The organism is Cellulomonas shaoxiangyii, from assembly GCF_004798685.1.
Lineage (GTDB): Bacteria > Actinomycetota > Actinomycetes > Actinomycetales > Cellulomonadaceae > Cellulomonas > Cellulomonas shaoxiangyii.
The window spans coordinates 1,107,910-1,131,511 of record NZ_CP039291.1; the positions used below are offsets into that span (position 1 = coordinate 1,107,910).

18 protein-coding genes are annotated in these 23,602 nt (G+C 77.3%); 6 read left to right on the top strand and 12 right to left on the bottom strand.

What is annotated here, in order from left to right; all coding sequences use genetic code 11:
• Nucleotides 1–161 precede the first annotated feature (161 nt).
• The 8 genes from galK to E5225_RS05125 form a co-directional block, all read right to left on the bottom strand.
• Nucleotides 162–1,418: a galactokinase gene (galK, locus tag E5225_RS05090; protein ID WP_135972895.1), complete on the bottom strand. Its 1,257-nt coding sequence runs from the start codon at nucleotides 1,416–1,418 to the stop codon at nucleotides 162–164.
• Nucleotides 1,419–1,450: 32 nt separating this feature from the next.
• Entirely contained in the window at nucleotides 1,451–2,674 is a 1,224-nt protein-coding gene (galT, locus tag E5225_RS05095; RefSeq protein ID WP_243738150.1) for a galactose-1-phosphate uridylyltransferase, read from the bottom strand.
• Nucleotides 2,671–3,561 (bottom strand): DeoR/GlpR family DNA-binding transcription regulator, encoded by an 891-nt coding sequence (locus E5225_RS05100; protein ID WP_135972856.1) that lies wholly within the window; start codon nucleotides 3,559–3,561, stop codon nucleotides 2,671–2,673. The genes galT and E5225_RS05100 overlap by 4 nt, the downstream gene beginning before the upstream one ends.
• A gap of 87 nt (nucleotides 3,562–3,648) precedes the next feature.
• The gene (locus E5225_RS05105) at nucleotides 3,649–4,470 is read right to left on the bottom strand and encodes a DUF6882 domain-containing protein (protein WP_135972855.1); all 822 of its coding nucleotides are present in this window, start codon (nucleotides 4,468–4,470) and stop codon (nucleotides 3,649–3,651) included.
• Nucleotides 4,471–4,538: 68 nt separating this feature from the next.
• Nucleotides 4,539–5,714 carry an Mrp/NBP35 family ATP-binding protein gene (locus E5225_RS05110; protein ID WP_135972854.1) on the bottom strand — a complete coding sequence of 392 codons (1,176 nt, stop codon included), beginning with the start codon at nucleotides 5,712–5,714 and terminating at the stop codon, nucleotides 4,539–4,541.
• Nucleotides 5,715–5,769: 55 nt separating this feature from the next.
• A complete protein-coding gene (locus tag E5225_RS05115) occupies nucleotides 5,770–6,318 on the bottom strand; it encodes a DUF1003 domain-containing protein (RefSeq protein ID WP_135972853.1) in 549 nt (182 codons plus the stop codon).
• Complete coding sequence (locus E5225_RS05120; RefSeq protein ID WP_135972852.1) at nucleotides 6,311–7,612, bottom strand: magnesium transporter MgtE N-terminal domain-containing protein; 1,302 nt, start codon at nucleotides 7,610–7,612, stop codon at nucleotides 6,311–6,313. The genes E5225_RS05115 and E5225_RS05120 overlap by 8 nt, the downstream gene beginning before the upstream one ends.
• Before the next feature lie 99 nt (nucleotides 7,613–7,711).
• Nucleotides 7,712–8,527 carry a siderophore-interacting protein gene (locus tag E5225_RS05125; protein WP_243738149.1) on the bottom strand — a complete coding sequence of 272 codons (816 nt, stop codon included), beginning with the start codon at nucleotides 8,525–8,527 and terminating at the stop codon, nucleotides 7,712–7,714.
• Between the two features lie 200 nt (nucleotides 8,528–8,727).
• On the opposite strand from E5225_RS05125, the gene E5225_RS05130 reads away from it, so the two are divergent.
• Nucleotides 8,728–9,354: a YflT domain-containing protein gene (locus E5225_RS05130; protein ID WP_243738148.1), complete on the top strand. Its 627-nt coding sequence runs from the start codon at nucleotides 8,728–8,730 to the stop codon at nucleotides 9,352–9,354.
• A 19-nt stretch (nucleotides 9,355–9,373) separates the two neighbouring features.
• Here the strand turns inward: E5225_RS05130 and E5225_RS05135 are convergent, their stop codons facing one another.
• Complete coding sequence (locus E5225_RS05135) at nucleotides 9,374–10,900, bottom strand: aminopeptidase P family protein (protein ID WP_208012496.1); 1,527 nt, start codon at nucleotides 10,898–10,900, stop codon at nucleotides 9,374–9,376.
• A gap of 123 nt (nucleotides 10,901–11,023) precedes the next feature.
• Here E5225_RS05135 and E5225_RS05140 point away from each other — a divergent pair, with 123 nt between their 5' ends.
• Together E5225_RS05140 and E5225_RS05145 are read left to right on the top strand one after the other, a co-directional pair.
• On the top strand, nucleotides 11,024–11,866 hold the full coding sequence (locus tag E5225_RS05140; RefSeq protein WP_135972850.1) for a PHP domain-containing protein: 843 nt from the start codon (nucleotides 11,024–11,026) through the stop codon (nucleotides 11,864–11,866).
• Nucleotides 11,863–12,483 (top strand): MarC family protein, encoded by a 621-nt coding sequence (locus E5225_RS05145; protein ID WP_135972849.1) that lies wholly within the window; start codon nucleotides 11,863–11,865, stop codon nucleotides 12,481–12,483. The genes E5225_RS05140 and E5225_RS05145 overlap by 4 nt, the downstream gene beginning before the upstream one ends.
• An 83-nt stretch (nucleotides 12,484–12,566) precedes the next feature.
• Here E5225_RS05145 and E5225_RS05150 read toward each other — a convergent pair whose 3' ends face one another.
• A complete protein-coding gene (locus E5225_RS05150) occupies nucleotides 12,567–14,495 on the bottom strand; it encodes a DEAD/DEAH box helicase (RefSeq protein ID WP_425267384.1) in 1,929 nt (642 codons plus the stop codon).
• A 302-nt stretch (nucleotides 14,496–14,797) separates the two neighbouring features.
• Here E5225_RS05150 and E5225_RS05155 point away from each other — a divergent pair, with 302 nt between their 5' ends.
• On the top strand, nucleotides 14,798–15,577 hold the full coding sequence (locus tag E5225_RS05155; RefSeq protein ID WP_135973675.1) for a ferritin-like fold-containing protein: 780 nt from the start codon (nucleotides 14,798–14,800) through the stop codon (nucleotides 15,575–15,577).
• A gap of 74 nt (nucleotides 15,578–15,651) precedes the next feature.
• Here the strand turns inward: E5225_RS05155 and E5225_RS05160 are convergent, their stop codons facing one another.
• Together E5225_RS05160 and E5225_RS05165 are read right to left on the bottom strand one after the other, a co-directional pair.
• Entirely contained in the window at nucleotides 15,652–15,879 is a 228-nt protein-coding gene (locus E5225_RS05160; protein WP_135973674.1) for a DUF3107 domain-containing protein, read from the bottom strand.
• A 60-nt stretch (nucleotides 15,880–15,939) separates the two neighbouring features.
• The gene (locus E5225_RS05165; RefSeq protein WP_135973673.1) at nucleotides 15,940–16,650 is read right to left on the bottom strand and encodes a TetR/AcrR family transcriptional regulator; all 711 of its coding nucleotides are present in this window, start codon (nucleotides 16,648–16,650) and stop codon (nucleotides 15,940–15,942) included.
• Between the two features lie 144 nt (nucleotides 16,651–16,794).
• Between E5225_RS05165 and E5225_RS05170 the strand changes: the two genes are divergently transcribed.
• Both E5225_RS05170 and E5225_RS05175 read left to right on the top strand, forming a co-directional pair.
• Nucleotides 16,795–20,145 (top strand): ATP-dependent helicase, encoded by a 3,351-nt coding sequence (locus tag E5225_RS05170; RefSeq protein WP_135973672.1) that lies wholly within the window; start codon nucleotides 16,795–16,797, stop codon nucleotides 20,143–20,145.
• Entirely contained in the window at nucleotides 20,142–23,594 is a 3,453-nt protein-coding gene (locus tag E5225_RS05175; RefSeq protein WP_135973671.1) for an ATP-dependent helicase, read from the top strand. The genes E5225_RS05170 and E5225_RS05175 overlap by 4 nt, the downstream gene beginning before the upstream one ends.
• The last annotated feature ends 8 nt before the right edge of the window (nucleotides 23,595–23,602 follow it).

Sequence of the window (23,602 nt, forward strand, 5' to 3'; positions counted from 1 at the left end):
ACGAAGCCGGACGACTCGGGTCAAGTCGACCCTAGTGCCGCGCCCGGCACGCATGGGTCCGCCTGCGGGATGAGTTGCCGGGACGCAGATGGTCCCCGCGACGCACAACGCCCGGCTCCCGCATTCCTCCCGGGCTCCCCCCGTGTTCCTGCGGGGTCGCGTCAGCCGGCCGGCGGGGCCGCGACCGCGACCGCGAAGGCGGGTGCCCGCAGGTCCGCCGCGGCGAAGGCCGCCGCCACGGCGCTCGCGACGTCCTCGACGGCGCCGGCCGGGACGAGCGCGATCGCGGACCCGCCGAAGCCGCCGCCCGTCATCCGGGCGCCCAGCGCACCGGCCGCCCGAGCCGCGTCGACCGCGACGTCGAGCTCGCGGCACGACACCTCGTAGTCGTCCCGCAGGGAGGCGTGGGACGCGTCCATGACGGGGCCGACGCCCGTGACGTCGCCGGCGTCCAGGCGCTCCACGAACGCGGAGACGCGGGCGATCTCGTCGACGACGTGGCGCACGCGGCGCACGAGCACCGCGCCGTCGTCCGCCGCGGCGAGCCGCTCGAGCGCGTCCGCGCTGCCCCGCGGGTCGTCCGCGACCTCGCGCAGCGTGCCGACCCCGAGCAGCCCGGCCGCACGCTCGCAGGCCGCACGGCGCTGCGCGTACTCGCCGTCGACGTGCGAGTGCGGGGCGCGCGTGTCGACGACGAGCAGGGCGAGGCCGTGCGCCGCGAGGTCGAACGGCACGTGCCGCACGCGGCCGTCGCGGCAGTCGAGGAGCAGCGCGTGGTCCGCGCGGGCACGCAACGAGGCGGCCTGGTCCATGCCGCCCGTGGGGGCGCCGGCCATCTCGTTCTCGGCCCGCACGCACAGCCCGGCGAGGGTGCTGCGTCCCGCGTCGTCGGTGGCCGCGCCGTCGACGACGTCCCCCGCGAGGCCCGCGGCGAACAGGGCGTCGAGCGCGACGGCGACCGACGCCTCGAGCGCGGCGGACGACGACAGCCCCGCGCCGAAGGGCACGCACGAGTCGATCGCGACGTCGAAGCCGCCGACGTCGTGCCCCGCCTCGCGCAGGGCCCACGCGACGCCGACCACGTACGCCGCCCAGCCCTCGACGGCGCCGGGCACCGCGTCGGCCAGGCGGACCTCGCGCACGCCCGACGGCTCCTGGGCCGAGACGAGCCGCACGACGTCGTCGCCGCGCCGGCGCACGGCCGCGTACGTGCGGTGCGGCAGCGCGATCGGCAGCGCCAGCCCGCCGTTGTAGTCCGTGTGCTCACCGATGAGGTTGACGCGGCCGGGCGCCGACCACACGCCGTCCGGCGCGTCGCCGAACGTCGCGGCGAACAGCGTCCGGGCGCGCTCGTCGCCGTCGGCGCGGTCCCACGCCGGGGTCCACGCGAGCTCGGCGGTCGGCTGGTCGTGCGTCATGGGGCGCTCCGGTGCGGGGGTCGGGTCGGTGCTCACGCGAGCTCCTGGAGGCGGCGCGCGATGCGCTCGGGGGTGGTGTCGGAGATCCAGGCGCCCATGCCGGACTCGACGCCGGCGAGGTACTTGAGCTTGCCGGGCGCGCGCAGGACCGAGAACAGCTGCAGGTGCAGGCGCGAGACCGCACGGCCCTCGCGCACGGGTGCCTGGTGCCACCCCGCGATGTACGGCAGCGGGATCGCGGCGCCGTCGCCGTCGACGAAGAACTGGTCGAGGCGCCGCAGCAGCGCCAGGTAGGTGACGGCGAGGTCCGCGCGCTCGGCGTCCGTGAGCGCCGGGAGGTCCGGCACGTCGCGGCGCGGCGCGAGGTGCACCTCGACGGGCCAGCGCGCCGCGAACGGCACGTACGCGACCCAGTGCTCCGACTCCAGGACGACGCGCGTGCCGTGGCGCAGCTCCGCGTCGAGGACGTCCCGCCCGAGCAGGCGGCCGGTCGCGTCGGCGTGCTCCTGCGCCTGCGTCAGAATGGCCCGGGTCCGCGGGGTCACGTACGGGAACGCGTAGATCTGGCCGTGCGGGTGGTGCAGGGTGACCCCGATCTCCTTGCCGCGGTTCTCGAAGCAGAAGACCTGCTCGATGCCCGGCAGCGCGGACAGTGCGCGCGTGCGGTCGACCCACGCCTCGACGATCGTGCGCATGCGGCGCGGCGTGACGGACGCCAGCGATGCCGTCGGGTCGGACGAGAAGCAGATGACCTCGCAGCGGCCCGCCGCGGGGCGGCGGCGCCACAGCGGCTCGCCGTCGACGTCCTCCGTGGCGTCGTCGAGGCCGGGCACGGCCATGAGCGAGGGGAAGCGGTTCTCGAACACCACGACGTCGTAGTCGGTGTCGGGGATCTCGCCGTCCTGGTACGCGGCGCCCGGCTTCGCCGGCGCGAGGGGGTTCGCGTCTGCCGGCGGCAGGAACGTGCGGTTCATGCGGTGCGCGGCCATCGGGATCCACTCGCCCGTCAGGGGGTCGAGGCGCAGCTCGGGCGCCGTGACCGGCAGCGGCGTGCCGTCCGGGCCGGGCACGGGGGCGTAGCGGTCGGGGAGCGGGCGCGGGTCGTCGAGGCGCCGGGTCGCGGCACCGGAGACGTACGGCTCGGAGTCGTCGAAGTAGATGAGCTCGCGCCCGTCGGCGAGACGGGTGGACGTGCGGCGCACGTGCGCCGCGACGTCGGCGTCGGGGGTCGGCTGGGCCGGGGTGGTGCTGGTCACGGGGTGCTCCGGTGGTCGGTGCCGGCGGGGGAGGGTGCGGCGGGCGGTGCCGTGGGCGACGCGGGGGACGCCGTCGGGTCGGTGGGCGCGGGGGCCGGCTCGCCCGCGGGCGCGAGCACCAGGCGGTCGACCGCGGCGGCCAGGTGCGCGCGGGCCTGCGGCGGCAGGCCCGCGTCGACGACGAGCGTGTCGACCTCGTCGTAGCCGCAGATGCGCGCGAGGCCGACGGTGCCCCACTTGGTGTGGTCGGCGACGACGGTGGTGGCGGCCGCGCAGCGCAGCAGCGCGCGGTCGGTGGCCGCCTCGGCCAGGTTCGGGGTGGTCGCGCCGTCGGCGTCCAGACCGTGCACGCCGAGGAACGTGCGGTCGACGCGCAGCCGGGCGAGCGTCGCGTCCGCGACCGGGCCGACGAGCGCGTCGGACGGCGTCCGGGTGCCGCCGGTGAGCACGACCTCGAGCGCGTCGTCGCCCGCGGCGTGCAGGACGTCGGCGACGCGCAGCCCGTTCGTGACGACCGTCAGCGGGCGCAGCGCCGGGTCGGCCGCGACGAGCTCGGCGAGCAGCCACGTCGTGCTGCCGGCGGACAGGGCGATGGCCTGGCCGGGCTCGACGTCCGCGAGCGCCGCCCGGGCGACGGCGGCCTTCTCGGCACCCGCCCACGTGCGCTTGGCCTCGAAGCCGGGCTCGTCGGTCGAGCGCGCGGGGGTGTCCGGGGCGACGGCACCGCCGTGGACGCGGCGGACGAGGCCCGCGCGTGCGAGCTCGGCGATGTCGCGGCGGACGGTCATGTCGGAGACGTCGAGGGCGACGACCAGGTCGGCGACGCGGACGGCGCCGTGCGCGCGGACCTGGGCGAGGATCCGTTCCTGACGCTGCGACGCGAGCATGCTCAACAGTATCCATCACGAACGAACAGAAACCAACAGGCCGGAGGGCCGGCCGGGCGCAGCCGCGCCCGGCCGTGCCCGGCGTCCTCAGGCGCCGCCGCGCCGACGCAGCCCCGGGAGCAGCCGCCCCAGCAGGCCCACGGGTGCGCCCGGCGGCACGTCCTCGCGGACGCCGGCGTGCGGCGCCCCGCCGGCGCCGGGGTCGGTCGCGATGTGCGCGATGCGCCCGAGCTCGTCGATCTGCACCTCCACCCGGTCCGTCGTCGTCCCGAGCAGGAGCCGGTGCGCCTCCTGCTCGAGCAGCTCGACGCCGTCGCGGCGCGCGGCGTAGCCCGCGACGGCCGTGACGCCGTCCTCGACCAGCCCCGTCGCGGCGGCCGCCGTGAGCGCCGTCGCCGTGCTCAGCGCCGTCGCCGGCGGCAGGGCGAACTCCTGCGGAGCGTCCAGCAGGAACCACACGTGGGTGCCGGCGCCGTACGGCGCGCGGTAGTGGGTGTAGATGCCGCTCACGGCCTCGGCGAGCAGGACGTGCCGCGTCGCGACGGGCGTGCCGTCCGCACCGTGGGTCGGGACCTCGGGCACGAGGAGCTCGGGGACGTCGTGCTGCTGCGCCCACCCGCGCACGGCACCCGCCGTCGCGACGAGGTCCGCGGGGAAGCCGTTGACGTTCTGCCAGGCCCACAGCCACGTGCCGAGCCGCTCGGAGGTCGAGCCCACGACGTGGGGGCGGAACTCCGCCGGGGGTTCGCGCTCGAACCAGAAGCACGGGTCGTCGCCGAGGTCGGCGCGCCAGTCGAAGTCCTCGTAAGTGGCGGCGAAGGCCTTCTGGGCCTCGGTGGCGATCGCGAGGACCGAGTCGACGAGGCCCTGCGGGGTGGTGGCCTGCGGGGTGGTGGGGAGTGCGGTCATGCCGCGCACCGTAACCGCGCGGGCGCACGGACCCGGGGGGCCGTCCGGCGCGTGGCCGCGCCGGACGGTCAGCGCCCGACGGGGGAGAGCCCCAGCGGACGCCCCGCGAGGTTCCGCGGCCGTGCCGAGAGGGCCCGGGCCACCGTGCGCAGCGCCTGCGCACCCGGCGACTCCGGGTCGGTCAGGACCACGGGCGTGCCCGTGTCGCCCGCCTCGCGCAGCCGCACGTCCAGCGGCACCTGCCCGAGCAGCGGGACGTCCGTGCCCGTGACACGGCTGAGGTTGGCCGCGACGCGCGCGCCGCCGCCCGACCCGAACAGCTCGAGCCGCGAGCCGTCCGGCTGCGTCAGCCACGCCATGTTCTCCACGACGCCGACCACCCGCTGGCGGGTCTGGACCGCGACCGACCCGGCGCGCTCGGCGACCTCCGCGGCGGCCACCTGCGGCGTGGTGACGACGACGATCTCCGACCCGGGCAGCAGCTGTGCGACCGAGATGGCGATGTCGCCCGTGCCGGGCGGCAGGTCGAGCAGCAGGACGTCCAGGTCGCCCCAGAACACGTCCGCGAGGAACTGCTGCAGCGCGCGGTGCAGCATCGGGCCCCGCCACACGACCGGCTGGCCGGCGGGCACGAACATGCCGATCGAGACGACCTTCACACCGTGCGCCACGGGCGGCAGCAGCATGTCGTCGACCTTGGTCGGCGCCCGGTCGACGCCCAGCATGCGGGGGATCGAGAACCCGTAGATGTCGGCGTCGACGACGCCCACGCGCAGGCCGTCCGCCGCCATCGCGACGGCGAGGTTCGCCGTCACCGACGACTTGCCGACGCCGCCCTTGCCCGACGCGACCGCGATGACCTTGGTCAGCGAGCCCGGCTGCGCGAACGGGATCTGCGGCTCGGCGTCCGTGCCGCGCAGCTGGACGCGGAGCGCCTGGCGCTGCTCGGCGCTCATGACGCCCAGGTCGACGCGCACGCCCGCGACGCCGTCGAGCGGCGCGACGGCCGCCGTGATGTCGCGCGTCAGCGTCTCCTTGAGCGGGCAGCCCGGCGTGGTCAGGTCCAGGCCCACCACGACGAGGACGCCGCCGCCCGCCGGCTCGGCGTGCACCGAGCGCACCATGCCGAGCTCGGTGATCGGGCGCCGGATCTCGGGGTCCTGCACGCCGGCCAGGGCGCCGCGGACCGCGTCGAGCAGCGGGTCGCCGGGCGTGCCGGGCGCGGGCGTGGAGGGTGTGGGCATGCGGCCATCGTAGGTCGCCGCCGGCGGCCGCCGGGTGCGTCCCCGGGGCCCGCGGTCAGCGGTCGGTCGAGCGGTGCCGCGCGTCCCCGCGCGGGCTGTCCGGCCCGGGCTCGTCGCCCGCGCCCGCCTGCTCCGTCGCCAGGTCCTCGAGCAGGTTGCGCAGCTCCGAGCGCACGAAGTCGCGCGTCGCCACCTCGGACAGCGCGATGCGCAGCGACGCCATCTCGCGCGCCAGGAACTCGGTGTCGGCGAGGTTGCGCTCGGCGCGCTGCCGGTCCTGCTCCGCCTGCACACGGTCGCGGTCCGTCTGCCGGTTCTGCGCGAGCAGGATCAGGGGCGCGGCGTACGACGCCTGCAGCGACAGCATGAGCGTGAGGGCGGTGAACCCGTTCGCCGGGTCGTCGAAGCGGAGCCGCTCGGGACCCCAGTCCGCGTTCCACGCGAGCCAGAGCGCGCAGAACAGCGTCAGGTAGAGGATGAAGCGCGGCGTGCCGAGGAAGCGCGCGACCGACTCCGACACCCGCCCGGACGCGTCCTCGCCGACCCGGACGCGCGGCAGGAGCGTGCGTCGGCTCTCGCGCGGCTGGTCCAGACGGTCAGCCACGGAGGCCACCTCGCCGGGCCGCCGGCCGCGTCGTCAGCGGGCCGGCGTTGACGTCGTCCGTCTCGCGCCAGTCGGCCGGCAGCAGGTGGTCCAGCACGTCGTCCACGGAGACCGCGCCGAGCAGGCGGCGCTGCTCGTCGACGACCGGCAGGGCGAGCAGGTTGTACGTCGCGAGCCGGCGCGTCACCGTCAGCAGCGGCGCGTCGGCGGACACCGGCTCGATGTCCGTGTCGACGATCTGCCCGATGGACTCGTGCGGCGCCTCGCGCAGCATCCGCTGCAGGTGCACCACCCCGATGAACCGGCCGGTGGGCGTCTCGAGCGGCGGGCGCGCGACGAAGACGAGCGACGCGAGCGCGGGGTTGAGGTCCTGGCGGCGGACGTGCGCGAGGGCGGCCGCGATCGACGTCTCGGGACCGAGGATGACCGGCTCGGTCGTCATGAGGCCGCCCGCGGTGTTGTCCTCGTACGCGAGCAGGCGGCGCACGTCCTTCGCCTCGTCGGGCTCCATGAGCTCGAGGAGCTGGGCGACCTGCTCCTGCGGGAGCTCACCGAGCAGGTCGGCGGCGTCGTCGGGCTGCATGGCCTCGAGGACGTCGGCGGCGCGCGGCAGCTCGAGGGCACGCAGGATCGCGACCTGGTCGTCCTCCGGGAGCTCCTCGAGGACGTCGGCGAGGCGCTCGTCGTCCAGCGCGCTCGCGACCTCGAGCCGGCGCGTGATGCCCAGCTCGTGCAGCACGTCGGCCAGGTCGGCGGCCTTCATGTCGTCGTACTGGGCGAGGAGCAGCTCGGCGCCCTGCGCGCCCGTCGGCCGGCCCAGGCCCTGCACCTGCTCGACGGGGACCAGCAGCGTCTCCCCGCGCCGGCGCAGCAGGCCGGGGCGGTGGTCCGCCCGGCGCACGAACACCTTGGTCACGTGCCAGTCACCGCTGCGCTGCTGCTCCATCGCGACGTCCTCGACGGTCGCGGACCCCGAGCCGTCGAGCAGCTCGACCGTGCGGTCGAGGAGCTCGCCCATCACCAGCGTCTCGGACGCGCGCTGCTCGAACCGGCGCATGTTCACCAGGCCGGTCGAGATGACCTGCCCGGCGTCGATGCTGGTGACGCGCGTGAGCGGCAGGAAGACGCGGCGGCGGCCGGGCACCTCGACCACGAGGCCGACGGCGCGCGGCCCGCCCGTGAGGCGCGCGAGCACGACGACGTCGCGCACCCGCCCGACCTCGTCCCCGAGCGGGTCGAAGACTCTCGTACCGGCGAGGCGCGCGACGAACACCCTGGTCCCGACGCTGCTCACACCGGTCAGCCTAGTCGGCGCGGCGGGCCCCGACCCGGCGCGGCGGGGCGGGCCCGGGTCACCCGCGTGCGCGCGCCCCCGCGGGTGACCCGCGGCGTCTCACCGGGCCGGTCGGCCGCCGTGCTTCCAGTAGCCGCAGAACGCGATGTCCGGCTTGGCGACGCCCGCGGCGACGAGGTGGCGGCGCACACCCTGGGGCAGCGCCTGCTCGCCGACGACGAAGACGTACGGGCGCCCGGGCGGCAGGGCCGCGGCGGCCACCGTGCGCAGCGCGAGGGCGCCCGGCACCGCCCGGGCGTCGGCACGCACCAGCCAGCGCACCTCCACCCGCTCCGGCGCGTCGACGGGCTGGACGTCCTCGACCGTCGGCACCTCGAGGAACGCCAGGCCACGTGCGTCGCGCGGCAGCGACGCGAGCACGCCCAGCGCGGCGGGCAGCCCCGACTCCTCGGCGACGACGAGCGTCCAGTCCTGCGTGCCGTCCGCCGCGAACGTCACGCCCTCGTCCAGCAGCGCCATCGGGCTCCCGACCTCGCAGCGTGCCGCCCACCCGGCCGCGCTCACGGTCGCGGCGTCGAGCGCGCCGTGCGCCACGAGGTCGATGTCGATCTCGCCCGGCCGGGTCCCGCGCACCGTGTAGTTGCGCAGCAGCGGGCGCCGCGACTCCGGCATCGTCACGTAGCGCGCGTAGCCCCTGAGGTCCACACCGGGCGGCAGGTGCAGCTCGTCCTGGCCGGGCCGGGGCACGAACAGGCGGAACCACTGGTCGAACCCGCGGGCCGCGAAGCCGTCGGCGAGGTCCCCGCCGCCGACGGTCACCCGCAGCATGTGCGGGCTGACCCGCCACCGGGCGAGCACCTCGCCGCGCAGGAGGCGGTGGGTCTCGGGCGTGAGCATCGTGCTGGAGCGGGTCACGGAGGTCCTCGTCGTCGGCCGACGCCGGCGGGGTCGGGTGCACGGGCGTCCTGGTGCGCGGGCGTCCTGGTGCGGGTCCTGCGGTCGGTCCCGACGCGGTGCCGGCCCGGCAAGTGTGAGGTGAGCCTCACCTGAGCGTCAACGGCCGGCCCGTGCCCCACCCCCTGGCGGGGGCTGCGCACCTGCGGGAGTATCGGCCCATGGCCTTCTCGCAGTCCGGTCGCATCCCGAGCACGCCGACGCTGCCCACGGGTGAGCCGGTGGCGTCGTACCAGACGTACCTCGAGGCCCAGAAGGCCGTCGACGTCCTCGCCGACAAGGCGTTCCCGGTGCAGCACGTGACGATCGTCGGCACCGACCTGCGCATGGTCGAGCGCGTGATCCGGCGTCTGTCGTACCCGAGCGCCGCGCTCGGCGGGTTCGCGTCCGGCGCGTGGTTCGGCCTGTTCGTCGGCCTGCTGCTCACGCTGTTCTCGCCGCCGAACAGCGCGAGCGTCCTGCTGCCCGCGATCCTCTTCGGCGGGGCGTTCGGGCTGCTGTTCTCCGTCATCACGTACGCGATGACGCGCAACCGGCGCGACTTCGCCTCGGCCAGCCAGATCGTCGCGACGTCGTACTCGGTGCTGTGCCACGCCGAGCACGCGCACCAGGCCCGCGCGATCCTGCAGGAGGTCGGCGGCGTCGTCTCCGGCTGGCCCGCCGCGCCGCCCCAGCCCGTCGGCCCGCGGCCGTCGGACCCCGCGGCGTCGTACCCCACGCAGCCCCCGGCGCCCCCGCATCCCGGCACGGCGCCGCCGACGGGCCCGCAGCCGCCGCCCCAGGCCTGACGCGTGCCGGGCTGCGGCGTCAGCCCCGCCGCACGGAGGCCATCCACGCCTCCACGGCGTCGGGGTCCCGCGGCAGCGCGGCGCTGAGGTTCTCGTTGCCGTCCGCGGTGATCAGGACGTCGTCCTCGATGCGCACGCCGATGCCCCGCAGCTCCTGCGGGACGAGCAGGTCGTCGGACTTGAAGTACAGGCCCGGCTCGATCGTGAACACCATGCCCGGCTCGAGCACGCCGTCGAGGTAGAGCTCCGCGCGCGCCTGCGCGCAGTCGTGCACGTCCAGACCCAGGTGGTGGCTCGTGCCGTGCACCATCCACCGGCGGTGGTGCTGGTTCTCCGGCAGCAGCGACTCCTCGGCGGTGACGGGCAGCAGGCCCCAGTCGGCGAGGCGGGCCGCGAGCACGCGCATGGCGGCGTCGTGCACGTCCCGGAAGCGGGCACCCGGCACGGCCGCCGCGAAACCGGCGTCGGCGGCGTCGAGGACCGCCTGGTACACACGCCGCTGCACGTCCGTGAACGTGCCGTCGACGGGCAGCGTGCGCGTGACGTCCGCCGTGTACAGGGAGTCCGCCTCCACGCCGGCGTCGATGAGGACGAGCTGTCCGGGCTCGACGCGGCCGTCGTTGTCGGTCCAGTGCAGGGTCGTCGCGTGCTCGCCCGCGGCGGCGATCGTCGTGTAGCCGACGTCGTTGCCCTCCTGGCGGGCGTGCCCGATGAAGACGCCCTCCAGCACCCGCTCGCCGCGGCGGTGCGCGACGGCCGCCGGCAGTGCGCGGACCATGTGGGCGAAGCCGTCGATCGTCGCGTCGACCGCCGTGCGCATCTGCTCGACCTCGTGGGCGTCCTTGACCAGGCGCAGCTCCGAGAGCGCCTCGGCCAGGCGCGCGTCCCGCTCGCCCGACTCCTCCTGGGCGCGGATCTCGGCCACCACGGCCTCCACGGTGGCGTCGGCCTCCGGCACCACGAGCAGCTCGACGCCGCCCGCGCCGACGTCCTTGGCCAGGGCGTCGCGCAGGTCGTCCAGGTGCGCGGTGGCGATGCCCGTCGTCGTCGCGACCTCGTCGAGCGTCGGGCGCGCGCCCACCCAGAACTCGCCGTACCGGGAGTCGGAGAAGAACTCGGGGGTGTCGCGGCCCGCGAGCGGGTTCATGTACAGGACCGCGCGGTGCGCCGACCCGTCGTCGCCCGTGCCGTCGTCCACGGGGTGCAGCACGAGGACCGCGTCCGGCTCCTGCTCCTGGCCCAGACCCGTCAGGTGCGTGAACGCCGCGTGCGGGCGGAACCGGAAGTCGGTGTCGTTGGAGCGGACGCGGAACGTGCCGGCCGGCACGACGAGCCGGGCGCCGGGGAACAGCGCCGACAGCCGCGAGCGGCGCGCGGCCGTGAAGTCCGCAGCCGGCGCGCGCCCGGCGGTGCTGGGTGCACGGTCGCCCCACCCCGAGCTGATGAACTCGAGGAACCGCTCCGACTGGGGGCGGTGGGACCGGTTCGCGTTGCGCTCGGCCAGGTCCTGGTCCTCCTCGGGCGCGGGGACGTCCGACGCGGGCACGGCCGTCTCGGGGGTCAGGGTCTCGGGGATCACGTCGTCGGCACTCACCCGACCAGTCTGCACCGTGGGCGGTGCCGACCGGGAGCGTCCGGCAGTGCCCGTCCGCAGCGCTACGGTGCCCGGGTGCGCATCGACCTCCACACGCACTCGTCCGCGTCCGACGGGACCGAGCGCCCCGCCGACCTCGTCGCGTCCGCCCGTGCCGCGGGCCTCGACGTCGTCGCCCTGACCGACCACGACACGACGGCCGGCTGGGACGAGGCGGCCGCCGCGGCCCGCGAGCTCGGGATCGGCCTCGTGCGGGGCACGGAGGTGTCCGCCCGGTCCCGGGGCATCTCCGTGCACCTGCTCAGCTACCTGCAGGACCCCGCCCACCCCGCGCTGGCCGACGAGCTCGCGCGCGCCCGGGACTCGCGCGTGCACCGGGCCGAGCGGATGGTCGAGCTGCTCGCGCGGGACGTCCCGATCACGTGGGCCGACGTGCTCGACCAGGCGCGCGACGCGGTCGCCGTCGGCCGCCCGCACATCGCCGACGCCCTCGTCGCACGGGGTGTGGTGCCCGACCGCGACGCCGCCTTCGCGCACCTGCTCGCGTCGGGCGGGCCCTACCACGTCGACCACTACGCCCCGGAGGCGCCCGACGCCGTCGCGGCGATCCGGGCCGCGGGCGGCGTGCCGGTGTTCGCGCACCCGGGCGCGGACGCACGCGGACGCGTCGTGCCCGACCGGGTCTTCGACGAGCTCGCCGAGGCCGGCCTGGCGGGTGTCGAGGTGGGGCACCGCGACCACACGCCGGCGCAGCGGGAGCGGCTGGCGGGGATCGCCGCCCGCCTCGACCTGCTGGTCACCGGCTCGAGCGACTACCACGGCGCGGGGAAGGCCAACCGCCTGGGGGAGAACCTGACCGAGCCGCAGGTGCTGGCCGCGATCACGGCGCAGGGCACGACCCCGGTGGTGGGCGCGTGAGCGGCGTGGTCGACGTGCAGCTGTTCATCTCGGCCTTCGTGACGCTGTTCGTGATCATGGACCCGCCCGGGACCGTGCCGATCTTCCTCGGGCTCACCGGGTCCATGACGCGCCAGCAGCGGACCCGCGCCGCCCGGCAGGCGATCCTCGTGGCGTTCGGCGTCATCGTCGGGTTCGCCCTCGTCGGGCAGTCGCTGCTCGACTACCTGCACGTGTCGCTGCCCGCCCTGCAGGCGGCGGGCGGGCTGCTCCTGCTGCTGGTCGCGATGGAGCTGCTCACCGGCAAGATGGACGGCTCGGACACCCAGGTCGCCACGCAGGGGAACGTCGCGCTCGTGCCGCTGGGCACGCCGCTGCTCGCCGGGCCCGGCGCCATCGTCGCGACCATGGTCCTGGTGCAGCAGGCCGAGGACCCGCCGCAGTGGGGCGCCATCGCGCTCGCGGTCGTGCTCGTGCACCTGTGCCTGTACCTGTCGATGCGGTTCGCGAACGCGATCCACCGGGTCCTGAAGGACTCCGGGACGATGCTGGTCAGCCGGATCGCCGGCCTGCTGCTCGCCGCCATCGCGGTGCAGCTGCTCGCCGACGCCGTGCTCGCGTTCGCCCGCGAGCTCTGACCGGACCCCGCCCGGCGCCCGGACGCGAGCACGGCCCCGCCCTCGTGGGCGGGGCCGTGCTGCGTGCGTGTCCTGCGGGGCCGTCAGGCCTCGGCGGGGGCCGTCGCGGGCGCCGAGCCCTCGCCCGAGCCGCCGCGCGAGCGACGACGACGGCGCCGGCGCTGACCGGCCTCGCCCGCCTCGCCCGTGGCCGCCTCGCCCGACGTGCCGGCCGCCGGGGCGTCCTGGGTCGGGGTGCCCTGGGTCACGTCGCCCTGGGTCACGCCCTCGCTCGGTGCGCCCTCGGTCGCTGCGCCCTCGGCGCCGCCCGCGCGGCCGCGACCGCCGCGGCGCCGGCGCGACCGGCCCTCGCCGCCGTCGCCGGCCTCGCCGTCGCGCGGTGCGTCCGGAGCGTCCTCGCGGCGCTCGCCGCCCCGCCCGCGGCCACCGTCCCGACCGGCACCGTCCCGACCGGCACCGTCCCGACCAGCACCGTCCCGACCGGCACCGTCCCGACCGGCACCGCCACGACCGGCACCGTCACGAGCGGGCCGGTCGTCGCGCGCCGGGCGCGCACCGCCGCCACGCTTGCCGGTCTCGCCGAGGTCCTCGAGCGTCTCCGCCTCGAGGCCGGCGCGCGTGCGCTGGCCCCGCGGCAGGCGCCCGGTGACACCGGTGGGGATGTCCAGGTCGGTGTAGACGTGGTCGGAGGAGGAGTAGGTCTCCACCGGCGCGGGGATGCCGAGCCCCAGCGCCTTGTCGATCAGGCCCCAGCGCGGCAGGTCGTCCCAGTCGACGAACGTCACGGCCGTGCCGGTGTTCCCCGCGCGGCCGGTGCGGCCCGTGCGGTGCAGGTACGTCTTCTCGTCCTCGGGGCACTGGTAGTTGACGACGTGCGTGACGTCCTCGACGTCGATGCCGCGCGCGGCGACGTCGGTGGCGACCAGGACGTCGACCTTGCCGTTGCGGAACGCGCGCAGCGCCTGCTCGCGCGCGCCCTGCCCGAGGTCGCCGTGCAGCGCGCCCGCGGCGAAGCCGCGCTCGACGAGCTCGTCGGCGACCTTGGCGGCCGTGCGCTTCGTGCGGGCGAAGACGATCGTCAGACCGCGGTCGCGCGCCTGCAGGATGCGGGCCAGCAGCTCGACCTTGTCCATGGCGTGCGCCCGGTAGGCGACCTGCTTGATGTTCTTGACGGTCTGGCGGCCGTCGTCGTCGGGGTCCTGCGCGCGGATGTGCGTGGGCTGCGACATGTACCGGCGCGCCATCGCGACGACCGCACCCGGCATCGTGGCCGAGAACAGCATCGTGTGGCGGTTCGGGGGCGTCGCGCCGAGCAGCTTCTCCACGTCGGGCAGGAAGCCGAGGTCGAGCATCTCGTCGGCCTCGTCGAGCACCACCTCGGTGGCGTGGTTGAGGCGCAGGTGCCGCTGGTTCAGCAGGTCGATCATGCGGCCCGGGGTGCCGACGACGACGTCGGCGCCGCGCTGCAGCGCCTCGATCTGCGGCTCGTACGCGCGGCCGCCGTACACCTGCACGATCCGGACCTTGCGCCGGCTCGACGCCATCGCGAGGTCGCCCGCGACCTGCACGGCGAGCTCGCGCGTCGGCACGACGACGAGCGCCTGCGGGTCGCCCGGGGCGGGCAGACGGTCGTAGCCCTCCTCGTTCGGGGCGATCACGCGGTGCAGGAGCGGGACGCCGAAGCCGAGGGTCTTGCCGGTGCCGGTCTTCGCCTGGCCGATGATGTCGTGGCCCGACAGGGCCACGGGCAGCGTCATCGCCTGGATCGGGAACGGCTGGCTGATGCCCGCGGCGGCGAGCGCCTCCACGATCTCGGGCCGGACGTCGAACTCGGCGAAGGAGGCGTCCACGGCCTGGACGGAGGCGGCCCGCCGGGTGCCGGTCGGGACGGGCGTGGGGACGGCGTCGGCGACGGTGCGGTGCTCGTCGAGCGTCTCGTCGACGGCGTGGTCGGTGCTGGCGGCCGGGGTCTGCTCGGCCGCGTCGTCGTTCACGGGGGTGTCGGTGGTCACGCGGTGCTCTTCACTGGGCGGGGTGACGGCTCACGTACCGGACGGGGCCGGCCGGGCGCGGGGCGCCCGACGGCCCGGCGGCGGGCACGCCACGCGGGTTGGCCGGCAGCCGATCGCAGAATTCGCCTCGCGCGCGCCGGATGCGGCAGGAGCCGCTGCGGGCGCGTCGTGCGAGGTGGTCCGTCAGGACCGGGTAACAGGACGACCGGGCAACCGATGTACGGGTTGTACCCCGCCACTCTATCCGACGGGCGTGCGGCCGCCGCCGGTGGTGCCGCCGCGGGCGGCACTAGGATCCCCGGATGACCTCCGACGCCGGCAACGCCGCCCCCGAGCCGTCCGACACGCCGTCCGCCGAGCGGGCGTCGAACGGCGCCGCCGGCAAGGGCGCCGACCGGCCCGGGGACGCCGGGGTCGACGCGGCGGAGGCGGTCGGCACGGCCGACGCCGTGGAGGTGCTCGGGCTCGTCGCGGCCCTCGAGCACCAGGCCTTCGCCCGCCTGGCGGGGGACAGCGCGCAGGCGCCCGGCCTCGAGCAGGCCCTCGCGCTCAGCCGGTTCGCCGCACGGTGCACCGAGCGGCGGGACCGGGTGCTCGCGCGCATCGCCGAGCTCGGTGGCGACCCCGTGGCGGCGCTCGCGCGGTTCGGCACGGTGCTCGACGACTTCGACGCCCGCACGACGCCGAGCTCGTGGTCGGAGCGGCTCCTGAAGGCGTACGTCGGCTACGGCGTCGCCGACGACTTCTGCCGGCTCGTCGCGCGCGGGCTCGACGCGCAGTCGCGCGTGCTCGTCGCGGAGCTGCTCGACGACGCCTCGCACGCCGAGCTCGCGGTGCGCGAGCTCGACGCGGTGTGCGCGCAGGACTCGGTGGTCTCCGCGCGGCTCGCCCTCTGGGGCCGCCGGCTGGTGGGGGAGGCCCTGGGCGTCGTGCTGCGGCTCGCGCAGCGCCCCGGGGTCGCGCGCGTCCTGGACCGCGCGGACGTCGGGAGCGCCCCCGCGCAGGAGACCCCGGCCACGGTGTTCAACGAGCTGACGGCGCAGCACACGCGCCGCATGTCGCGCCTGCGGCTGACGGCCTGAGGCGCCGCGCCCGCGGCTCCGGACGCACGGACGCCCCGGCGGACGTGCCGCCGGGGCGTCGGGCGTGCCGGTCGTCAGATGGTGCCGAAGCCCACGCGACCCTTCGTCTCCGCGCCGATGTCCACGAAGCCGAGCGAGGCCGCCGGCACGATGACGCGGCGGCCGCGCGTGTCGGTCAGCTCGAGCGTCGACGTCGTGCCGGAGAGCGCGTCCTTCACGAGCGCCGCGATCTCGTCCGCGCTCTGGTCCGACTCGAGCGTGATCTCGCGCGGCAGGTTCTGCACGCCGATCGTGATCTCCACGGGTACTCCTCCGAACGCCGGGGTCCCGCCGCAGGTGGCGGCGGGGTGTCGCGGTCGATCCTAGGCGCCCTCGTACGTGAAGTCCGGCCGGACGAGCCCGGCCACCCCGCGCCACGAGAGGTCGGACACCAGGTCGACCACGCGGTCCGTGCCCTGCCCGTCGCCGTGGCGCAGCCAGTACGTCGCCGCGCCCTGCGCCGTCGCGACGAGCGCCGCCGCCAGCACGTCGCCGTCCGCGCGGCTGCGGCCGGTGACCTGCACGAGGACCTCGGCGATGCGCCGGGTCGCCTCCGCGGTCGCGTGCTCGACGCGGCCGCGGACCTGCGCGTCGTGCGTGACGTCCGACTCGAAGAGCAACGTCGACGACTCGCCGGCCACCTGCACGAACGCGAGGTACGCCTGGACGATCGCGGCGACGACGTCGCGGCCCGCGCCGCGCTCGACCGGTCCGGCCTCGACGGGGGCGACGGCCCGCTCGACGGCGGCCAGCAGGTCGGCGCCCTGCGCGTCCACGACGGCGAGGTAGAGGTCGAGCTTGGACGGGAAGTGCCGGTAGAGGACCGGCTTGCTGACCTCCGCGCGCTCCGCGATGTCGTCCATCGACACGTGGTGGAACCCCTCGGTCGCGAACAGGTCGAGCGCGATCGCGAGCAGCTGCTCGCGGCGCTCGACCCGCGTCATCCGGGGGCCGCGCGGTGCGCGCGCCGCGGCGGCTCCGGGGGCACCGGAGGGTGCGCCGACGCCGTCCGAGGGGTCCCGCGGGTCCGTCATGCCGCGATCGTACTGAGGCGTACGTCCCGGTTTCAGGGCCGTCCACGCCCGCGTGCGCCCCGCGGACGGTGCCGGCCGCGCTGCGCCGGGGGCGCGCGGCGGTGCGGTGCCGGTCGTGTCGGTGGTCCGTGGTGGGATCGGGCCGTGACGACCGCAGCGACCACGCGCCTCGTGCCGCCGCCGACCGTCCGCGCGCACGCGGCGGGGCCTGCCGCGCCCCTCCTGGACCCGGTGCAGCGGGACGTCGTCGCGCGCGTCGCGGCCGGGACCGACCCGGTGCTCCTGGTCACGGGCGCACCCGGGACGGGTCGCACGACGGTGGCGCTCGAGGCCGCCGCGGCTGCCGTCGAGGCCGGGCTCGCCCCCGACGACGTCCTGGTGCTGGCGGCCTCCCGGCGTGCCGCAGGCGACCTGCGCGACCGGCTGGCGGTGCGCCTCGGCCGCACGTCGGGACGCCCCCTGGTGCAGACCGCGGCCGCCGTGGCCTTCGCGGTGCTGCGCGCCCGCGCCGGTGCGCTCGGCGAGCCGCCGCCCGTGCTGGTCTCCGGGCCCGAGCAGGACCGGGCCCTGGCCGAGCTGCTCGCCGGGCACGCCGCGGGAGAGGTGCCGGGACCGGTCTGGCCGGCCGGCGTGCCGGCGGAGGCGCGGACGGCGCGCGCCTTCCGCGACGAGCTGCGGGACCTGCTGATGCGCGCCGCCGAGCGCGGCCTCGCACCGCCCGACCTGGCCGCGCTGGGCCGGCGGCACGGACGGCCCGCGTGGGTCGCCGCCGCGGCGCTGTACGCGGAGTACCTCGACGTCATGGCGCTCGCCGCCGGGACGCCCGACGCGGGCGAGCGCCTGGACCCGGCGGTCGTCGTCGACGCGGCCGTCGCGGCGCTGCGCGGGTGGGACGACGAGGTGCCGGGCGTGCCGTGCCCGCAGCGCCGGCTCGTCGTGGTCGACGACCACCAGGAGAGCACCGCGGCGACCGCCCGGCTGCTGCGCGCGTTCCTCGACCGGGGCGCCCGCCTGCTGCTGCTCGGCGACCCGGACGTCGCCGTGCAGACGTTCCGCGGTGCGGACCCGTCGCTCGTGGCGCGGGCGACGGCCGACGGCACGGGCACGGGTGAGCTCGGCGCCCGGCAGGTCGTGCTGCCGACGGTGTGGCGGCAGACGCCCGCGCTGCGCGCGGTGACGGCGCGGCTCACCGAGCGCATCGGCGCGGTGGGCACGGCGGCGCACCGCCGCGCGACGACCCCCGCGGGCCGGCCCGACGGGCCCGCTCCGCGCGTCGCCGTGCTGCCGAGCGGTGCGCAGGAGGCGGCGTGGGTGGCGCACGAGCTGCGCACGGCGCACCTGCGTCGCGGCGTGCCCTGGGACGAGATGGCCGTCGTCGCGCGGTCGGGCGCTCGGGTGACCGTGCTGCGCCGTGCGCTCGCGCAGGCCGGTGTGCCGGTGCGGGTCGTCGGGTCCGACGTGCCGTTGCGCGAGGAGCCCGCGGTCCGCCCGCTGCTCGACGCCGTGCGGGTCGCCGTGGGCGAGCCGCTCGACGCCGAGACCGCCGCGCGCCTCGCGTGCTCGCCGCTCGGCGGGCTCGACAGCGTCGGCCTGCGCCGCGTGCGGCGGGCGCTGCGCGCCGAGGAGCTCGCGGGCGGCGGCGGCCGGTCGAGCGACGCCCTGCTCGTCGAGGTGCTCGAGGCCCCGGGGCGGGCCGCGACCCTGCCGCCGCACGTCGCGCGGCCCGTGGAGCGCCTGGCCGCCGTGCTCGACGCGGGCCGGCAGGCCGTCGCCGCGCCCGGCGCGGACGTCGAGGCGGTGCTGTGGGCCGTCTGGCACCGGGCCGGGCTGGCCGACCCGTGGCGGCGCGTGGCGCTCGCGGGAGGGGCGGCGGGGGAGCGCGTCGACCGGGACCTCGACGCGGTCCTCGCGCTGTTCAAGGCCGCCGAGGTGTTCGTCGACCGCAACCCGCAGGCGACGCCCGGGACGTTCGTCGAGTGGGTCCTCGCGCAGGACCTCCCGGCCGACTCGCTCGCGGCCAGCTCCCGCGCGGCGGGCGTCAGCGTGCTCACGCCCGCCGGCGCGGCGGGTCGCTCGTGGGACGTCGTCGCGGTCGTCGGCGTGCAGGACGGCGCGTGGCCCGACCTGCGGCTGCGCGACTCGCTGCTCGGTGCGCAGGCGCTCGTCGACGTCGTCACGGGCCGGGCCAGCGCGGTGCCCGCCGGCGCGGGACCGGCGACGGCGGCGGGCGGCGACACGGGAGCGGCGCGGGCCGCGGTGCTCGCCGACGAGCTGCGCTCGTTCACCGTCGCGGTGTCGCGCGCCCGCACGCACCTGCTGGTCACCGCGGTCGACGATCAGGACGCGAGCCCCTCGCCGTTCCTCGACCTGGTGCAGCCGCCCACGGGCGACGGCCCCGACCCGCGTCGCGCGTCCGCACCCGCGCCCCTCGACCTGCGCGGCCTGGTGGCCCGGCTCCGCGCGACGCTCGAGCGCACGGCCCGGGAGACCGGCACGCCCGATGCCGCCGCCGCGCGGACGCTGGCCCGGCTCGCGCGCGCCGGTGTACCGGGCGCGCACCCGGACGCGTGGTTCGGCCTCGCCGCCCCGTCCAGCACGGCACCGCTGTGGGCGCCGGAGGACCGCGTACCCGTGTCGCCGTCGCGGTTGGAGACGGCGCAGCGCTGCACCCTGCGGTGGGCGCTCGAGTCGGCGGGCGGCACGCCGGCGTCCTCCGCGCTGCAGTCGCTCGGCACGCTGGTGCACGCGATCGCCCAGGAGCACCCGACGGCGGACCGTGCGACCCTCGCGGCCGAGCTCGACCGGCGCTGGCCCGAGCTGGGCCTCGGCGAGGGGTGGCCCTCCGTGGCCGCCCGGCGGCGGGCCGACGCGATGGTCGACCGGCTCGCGACCTACCTGGGCACGTCCGGCGAGCCGCTGCTCGTCGAGGCGCCGTTCACGCTCGAGACGGACCGGGCCGTCGTGCGCGGGTCGGTCGACCGGGTGGAGCTCGTCGGCCGGCTCGCGCCGGACGGTGCAGTGCCGGACGGAACGGTCGCGGACGGGGCGGTCGCGGACGGTGCCGTGTCGGACGCGGCGGGCGGGGGCGCGGCGGGCGGGGACGCGGCGGCGCGTGAGCGCCCGGTGGTGCGGGTCGTCGACCTCAAGACGGGGTCGCGCGTGCCGACGACCGCGCAGGCCGCCGACCACCCGCAGCTCGGCGCCTACCAGCTCGCGGTGGACGCCGGTGCGGTGCCGGGGCTGCCGGCGGGCACGGTCAGCACCGGCGCGCACCTGGTCTACCTCTCCCAGGGCTCGCAGAAGCCGACGGAGCGCCGCCAGGCGTCGCTCGGTCCCGAGACGGACGGCCCGAGCTGGGCGCGCGCGCTCGTCGACGAGGTCGCCGACCGCATGGCCGCCTCGGCGTTCGAGGCGCGCACCAACGAGCTGTGCGACCGCTGCCCCGTCCGGCGGGCGTGCCCGCTGCGCGGCGAGGGTGGGCAGGTGGTCGCGTGAGTGCCGTCCCGACCGAGGCCCCGGCGGCGCCCGGCGCCGCCCCGCCCGCGCTCTCGGCGGAGCGGATCGCGCTGCTCGTGGGCCAGCACCCGCCGACCGAGGAGCAGAGGCGCGTCATCGAGGCGCCGCTGCGCCCGTCGCTCGTCGTCGCCGGCGCGGGCTCCGGCAAGACCGAGACGATGGCCGGCCGCGTGGTGTGGCTGGTCGCGAACGGGCTCGTGGCGCCCGAGCAGGTGCTCGGGCTGACGTTCACGCGCAAGGCCGCCGGCGAGCTCGCCGAGCGGGTGCGCCGTCGGCTGCGGGCCCTCGCACGCGCCGCCGCCCGCGAGGGGGTCGCCCTGCCGACCGGGGCGGACGTGCTCGACGAGCTCGCGCGCCCGCACGTGTCGACCTACCACGCGTACGCGGCGAGCCTCGTCTCGGACCACGCCCTGCGGCTCGGCGTCGAGCCGGGCGCCCGGCTGCTGGGGGAGGCCGCGCAGTGGCAGCTCGCGGCGCAGGTCGTCGAGTCGTGGACCGGGGACCTCGAGACGGCGGCGGCGACGTCGACGGTCGTCGACGCGGTGCTCTCGCTCGCGGGGGCGCTGGACGAGCACCTCCTCGAGCCGGCCGAGGCGCGCGCTCGCATCGAGGCACTCGCCGCCGACCTCGCCGCCACGCCCGTGGGCGAGGACCGCCGGGCTCCGCAGGCGCGGGCCCGCGCACTCGTCGCCTCCCTCGGCGAGCGCGCCCGCGTGCTCGACCTCGTCGCCGACTACCGGGCCCGCAAGCGCGCCTCCGACGCCCTCGACTTCGGGGACCAGGTCGCGCTCGCGGCACGGATCGCGCGCGACGCGCCCGAGGTGGGCGCCGCCGAGCGCGCCCGGTACCGCGTCGTGCTGCTCGACGAGTACCAGGACACGTCGTACGCGCAGCTCGTGCTGCTGTCGGCGCTCTTCGCCGGCGGCCACCCCGTCACGGCCGTCGGCGACCCGAACCAGTCGATCTACGGCTGGCGCGGCGCCAGCCCGGCCGGTCTGGCCCGCTTCCCGGAGATGTTCCCCGTCGTCGAGCGCGAGCCGGGACGCCGTGGTGGTGCGGCGCGCGAGCGCCGGCGTCCGGCCGACGTCGTGCAGCTGTCGACGTCCTGGCGCAACGACGTCGCGGTGCTCGCCGCGGCGAACCACGTCGCCGCGCCCCTGCGCGCCGCCGGCGCACGCGTCGACGTGCCGGAGCTGCGCGCGCGCCCCGGCGCGGGCGCGGGCACGGTGCTCGCGGCGGTGACGGCCACGGTGGAGGAGGAGGCGGCCGCCGTGGCGGCCTTCGTGGCCGGGCAGTGGCGCCCCGCCGGCCACCCCGGGGGGCGTCGCACGGCCGCGGTGCTCTGCCGCAAGCGCTCGCAGTTCGAGCCGTTGCGCCGAGCGCTGCGCGCCGAGGGGCTGCCGGTCGAGGTCGTCGGACTGGGCGGACTGCTCGCCGCACCGGAGGTGGTCGACCTCGTCGCGGTGCTGCAGGCGGCCCACGACCCGACGCGCGGTGACGCGCTCGTGCGGCTGCTCACCGGTGCACGCACGCGCCTGGGTGCCGCCGACCTGCACGCGCTCGGCGACTGGGCGCGGCAGGGTGCCCGCACGCACGGCGTCCGCGACCCCCGCGGCGGGGGCGTCCAGGCGGACGTCGTCGACGAGCGCAGCCTCGTCGACGCGCTCGACGACCTGCCGCGGGAGGGCTGGCGGAGCCCCGCGGGCCGGTCCCTCACCCCGGTGGGGCGGCGCCGCCTGCGCGACCTGGCCGGCGTGCTGCGGGCGGTGCGCACGCACCAGGGCCTGTCGCTGCCCGAGCTCGTGAACGAGGCGGAGCGGCTGATCGGCCTCGACATCGAGGTGCAGGCGCGTCCGGATGCGGACGCCGGCCGGGCCCGCGCGAACCTCGACGCCTTCGCGGACGTCGTCGCGGACTTCGCCCGCGGCGCGGACCGGCCGAGCCTGGGCGCGCTGCTCGCGTGGCTCGAGGCCGCCGACGCCCGCGAGGACGGGCTGGAGCTGCCCGTGACGGAGCCCGACCCGGACGCCGTGCAGCTCATGACGGTGCACGCCTCGAAGGGCCTGGAGTGGGACGTCGTCGCGGTCGCGGGGATGGTCGACGGCGGGCTGCCGGCCACGCCGATGCTCGGCGCCGACGGGCCCAAGGACTCGGGCTGGCTCACCGGGCTGGGCGTCCTGCCGTACCCGCTGCGCGGCGACGCCGAGGACCTGCCGCGCCTCGAGTGCGCCGGCGCGGCCGACGCCAAGGACCTGCACGAGCGGATCGTGCGGTTCACCCACGACGCGGGCGAGCACGAGGTCGCGGAGGAGCGGCGGCTCGCGTACGTCGCGGTCACGCGGGCGCGCGACCGCCTGCTGCTCACCGCCGCGCGGTGGGCCGACGCCAAGTCGCCGCGCCGCGTCTCCCCGTTCCTGTCCGACCTCGTCGACGCGGGTCTCGCGCTCGTGCAGGAGTGGGCCGACGAGCCCGCGCCCGACGAGACGAACCCGCGGGCCGCGCTCGTCGAGACGGCCGTGTGGCCGGCGGACCCGTTCGCGCGGGACGGCGCCGCACCGCGCCGGCCGGCGGTCGAGGCCGCGGCCGCCTCGGTGCTCGCCGCCCTGCAGCAGCAGCCGCCGCACGACGCGGGGGACGGGCCGGGCACGCGGGCCGCACCGTCCGGGGCCGCCGCACCGTCCCCGGCGGTGGCGCACGACGGGGACCCCGGCGCGGACCGGCCGGCCGACGACGACTGGGACGCGCTCGCGGACCGCCTCCTCGCCGAGCAGGCGGAACGGCGCGGAGGGGAGGCCCGCGTCCCGCTCCCGGCGCACCTCTCGGCCTCCTCGCTCGTCCGCCTCGACGCGGACCCCGCGGACTTCGCGCTCGGCCTGCGTCGTCCGGTCCCGCGCGAGCCGTCCCGCCAGGCGCGGCGCGGCACCGCGTTCCACGCCTGGGTCGAGGCCTGGTACGGCAGCGCCACCCTGGTCGACCTCGACGACCTGCCGGGCGCCGACGACGACTCCGCCCCCGTGGACGCCGACCAGGCCGAGCTGCGGGCGGCCTTCCTGCGCACGCCCTGGGCGCACCGGACGCCGGTCGCGGTCGAGGTGGACGTCGAGACGACGGTGGGCGGCTACGTGCTGCGGTCGCGCATCGACGCCGTGTTCGCCGACCCCGACCGCCCGGACGAGCCGGGCGCCGTCGTCGTCGTCGACTGGAAGACCGGCGCGCCGCCGCCGGACCGTGCGGAACGCGAGTCGCGTGCGCTGCAGCTCGCCGTGTACCGGCTCGCGTGGGCCCGCTGGACGCGCACCGACCCGGCTCTCGTGCGTGCCGCCTTCTGCTACGTCGGCGCGGGCGTGACGGTGGCGCCCGACCGGCTGCCCGACGAGGACGAGATCGCCGCCCTGCTGGCGGCGGCCGCGCCGGTGCCGGGCGCGTGAGCGCCGGG

Excerpts from the sequence above, each read along its gene's own strand:
- galK (WP_135972895.1), bottom strand. The coding sequence starts at position 1,418 with ATGACGCACGACCAGCCGACCGCCGAGCTCGCGTGGACCCCGGCGTGG.
- E5225_RS05100 (WP_135972856.1), bottom strand. The coding sequence starts at position 3,561 with ATGCTCGCGTCGCAGCGTCAGGAACGGATCCTCGCCCAGGTCCGCGCG.
- E5225_RS05105 (WP_135972855.1), bottom strand. The coding sequence starts at position 4,470 with ATGACCGCACTCCCCACCACCCCGCAGGCCACCACCCCGCAGGGCCTC.
- E5225_RS05110 (WP_135972854.1), bottom strand. The coding sequence starts at position 5,714 with ATGCCCACACCCTCCACGCCCGCGCCCGGCACGCCCGGCGACCCGCTG.
- E5225_RS05130 (WP_243738148.1), top strand. The coding sequence starts at position 8,728 with ATGGCCTTCTCGCAGTCCGGTCGCATCCCGAGCACGCCGACGCTGCCC.
- E5225_RS05155 (WP_135973675.1), top strand. The coding sequence starts at position 14,798 with ATGACCTCCGACGCCGGCAACGCCGCCCCCGAGCCGTCCGACACGCCG.
- E5225_RS05165 (WP_135973673.1), bottom strand. The coding sequence starts at position 16,650 with ATGACGGACCCGCGGGACCCCTCGGACGGCGTCGGCGCACCCTCCGGT.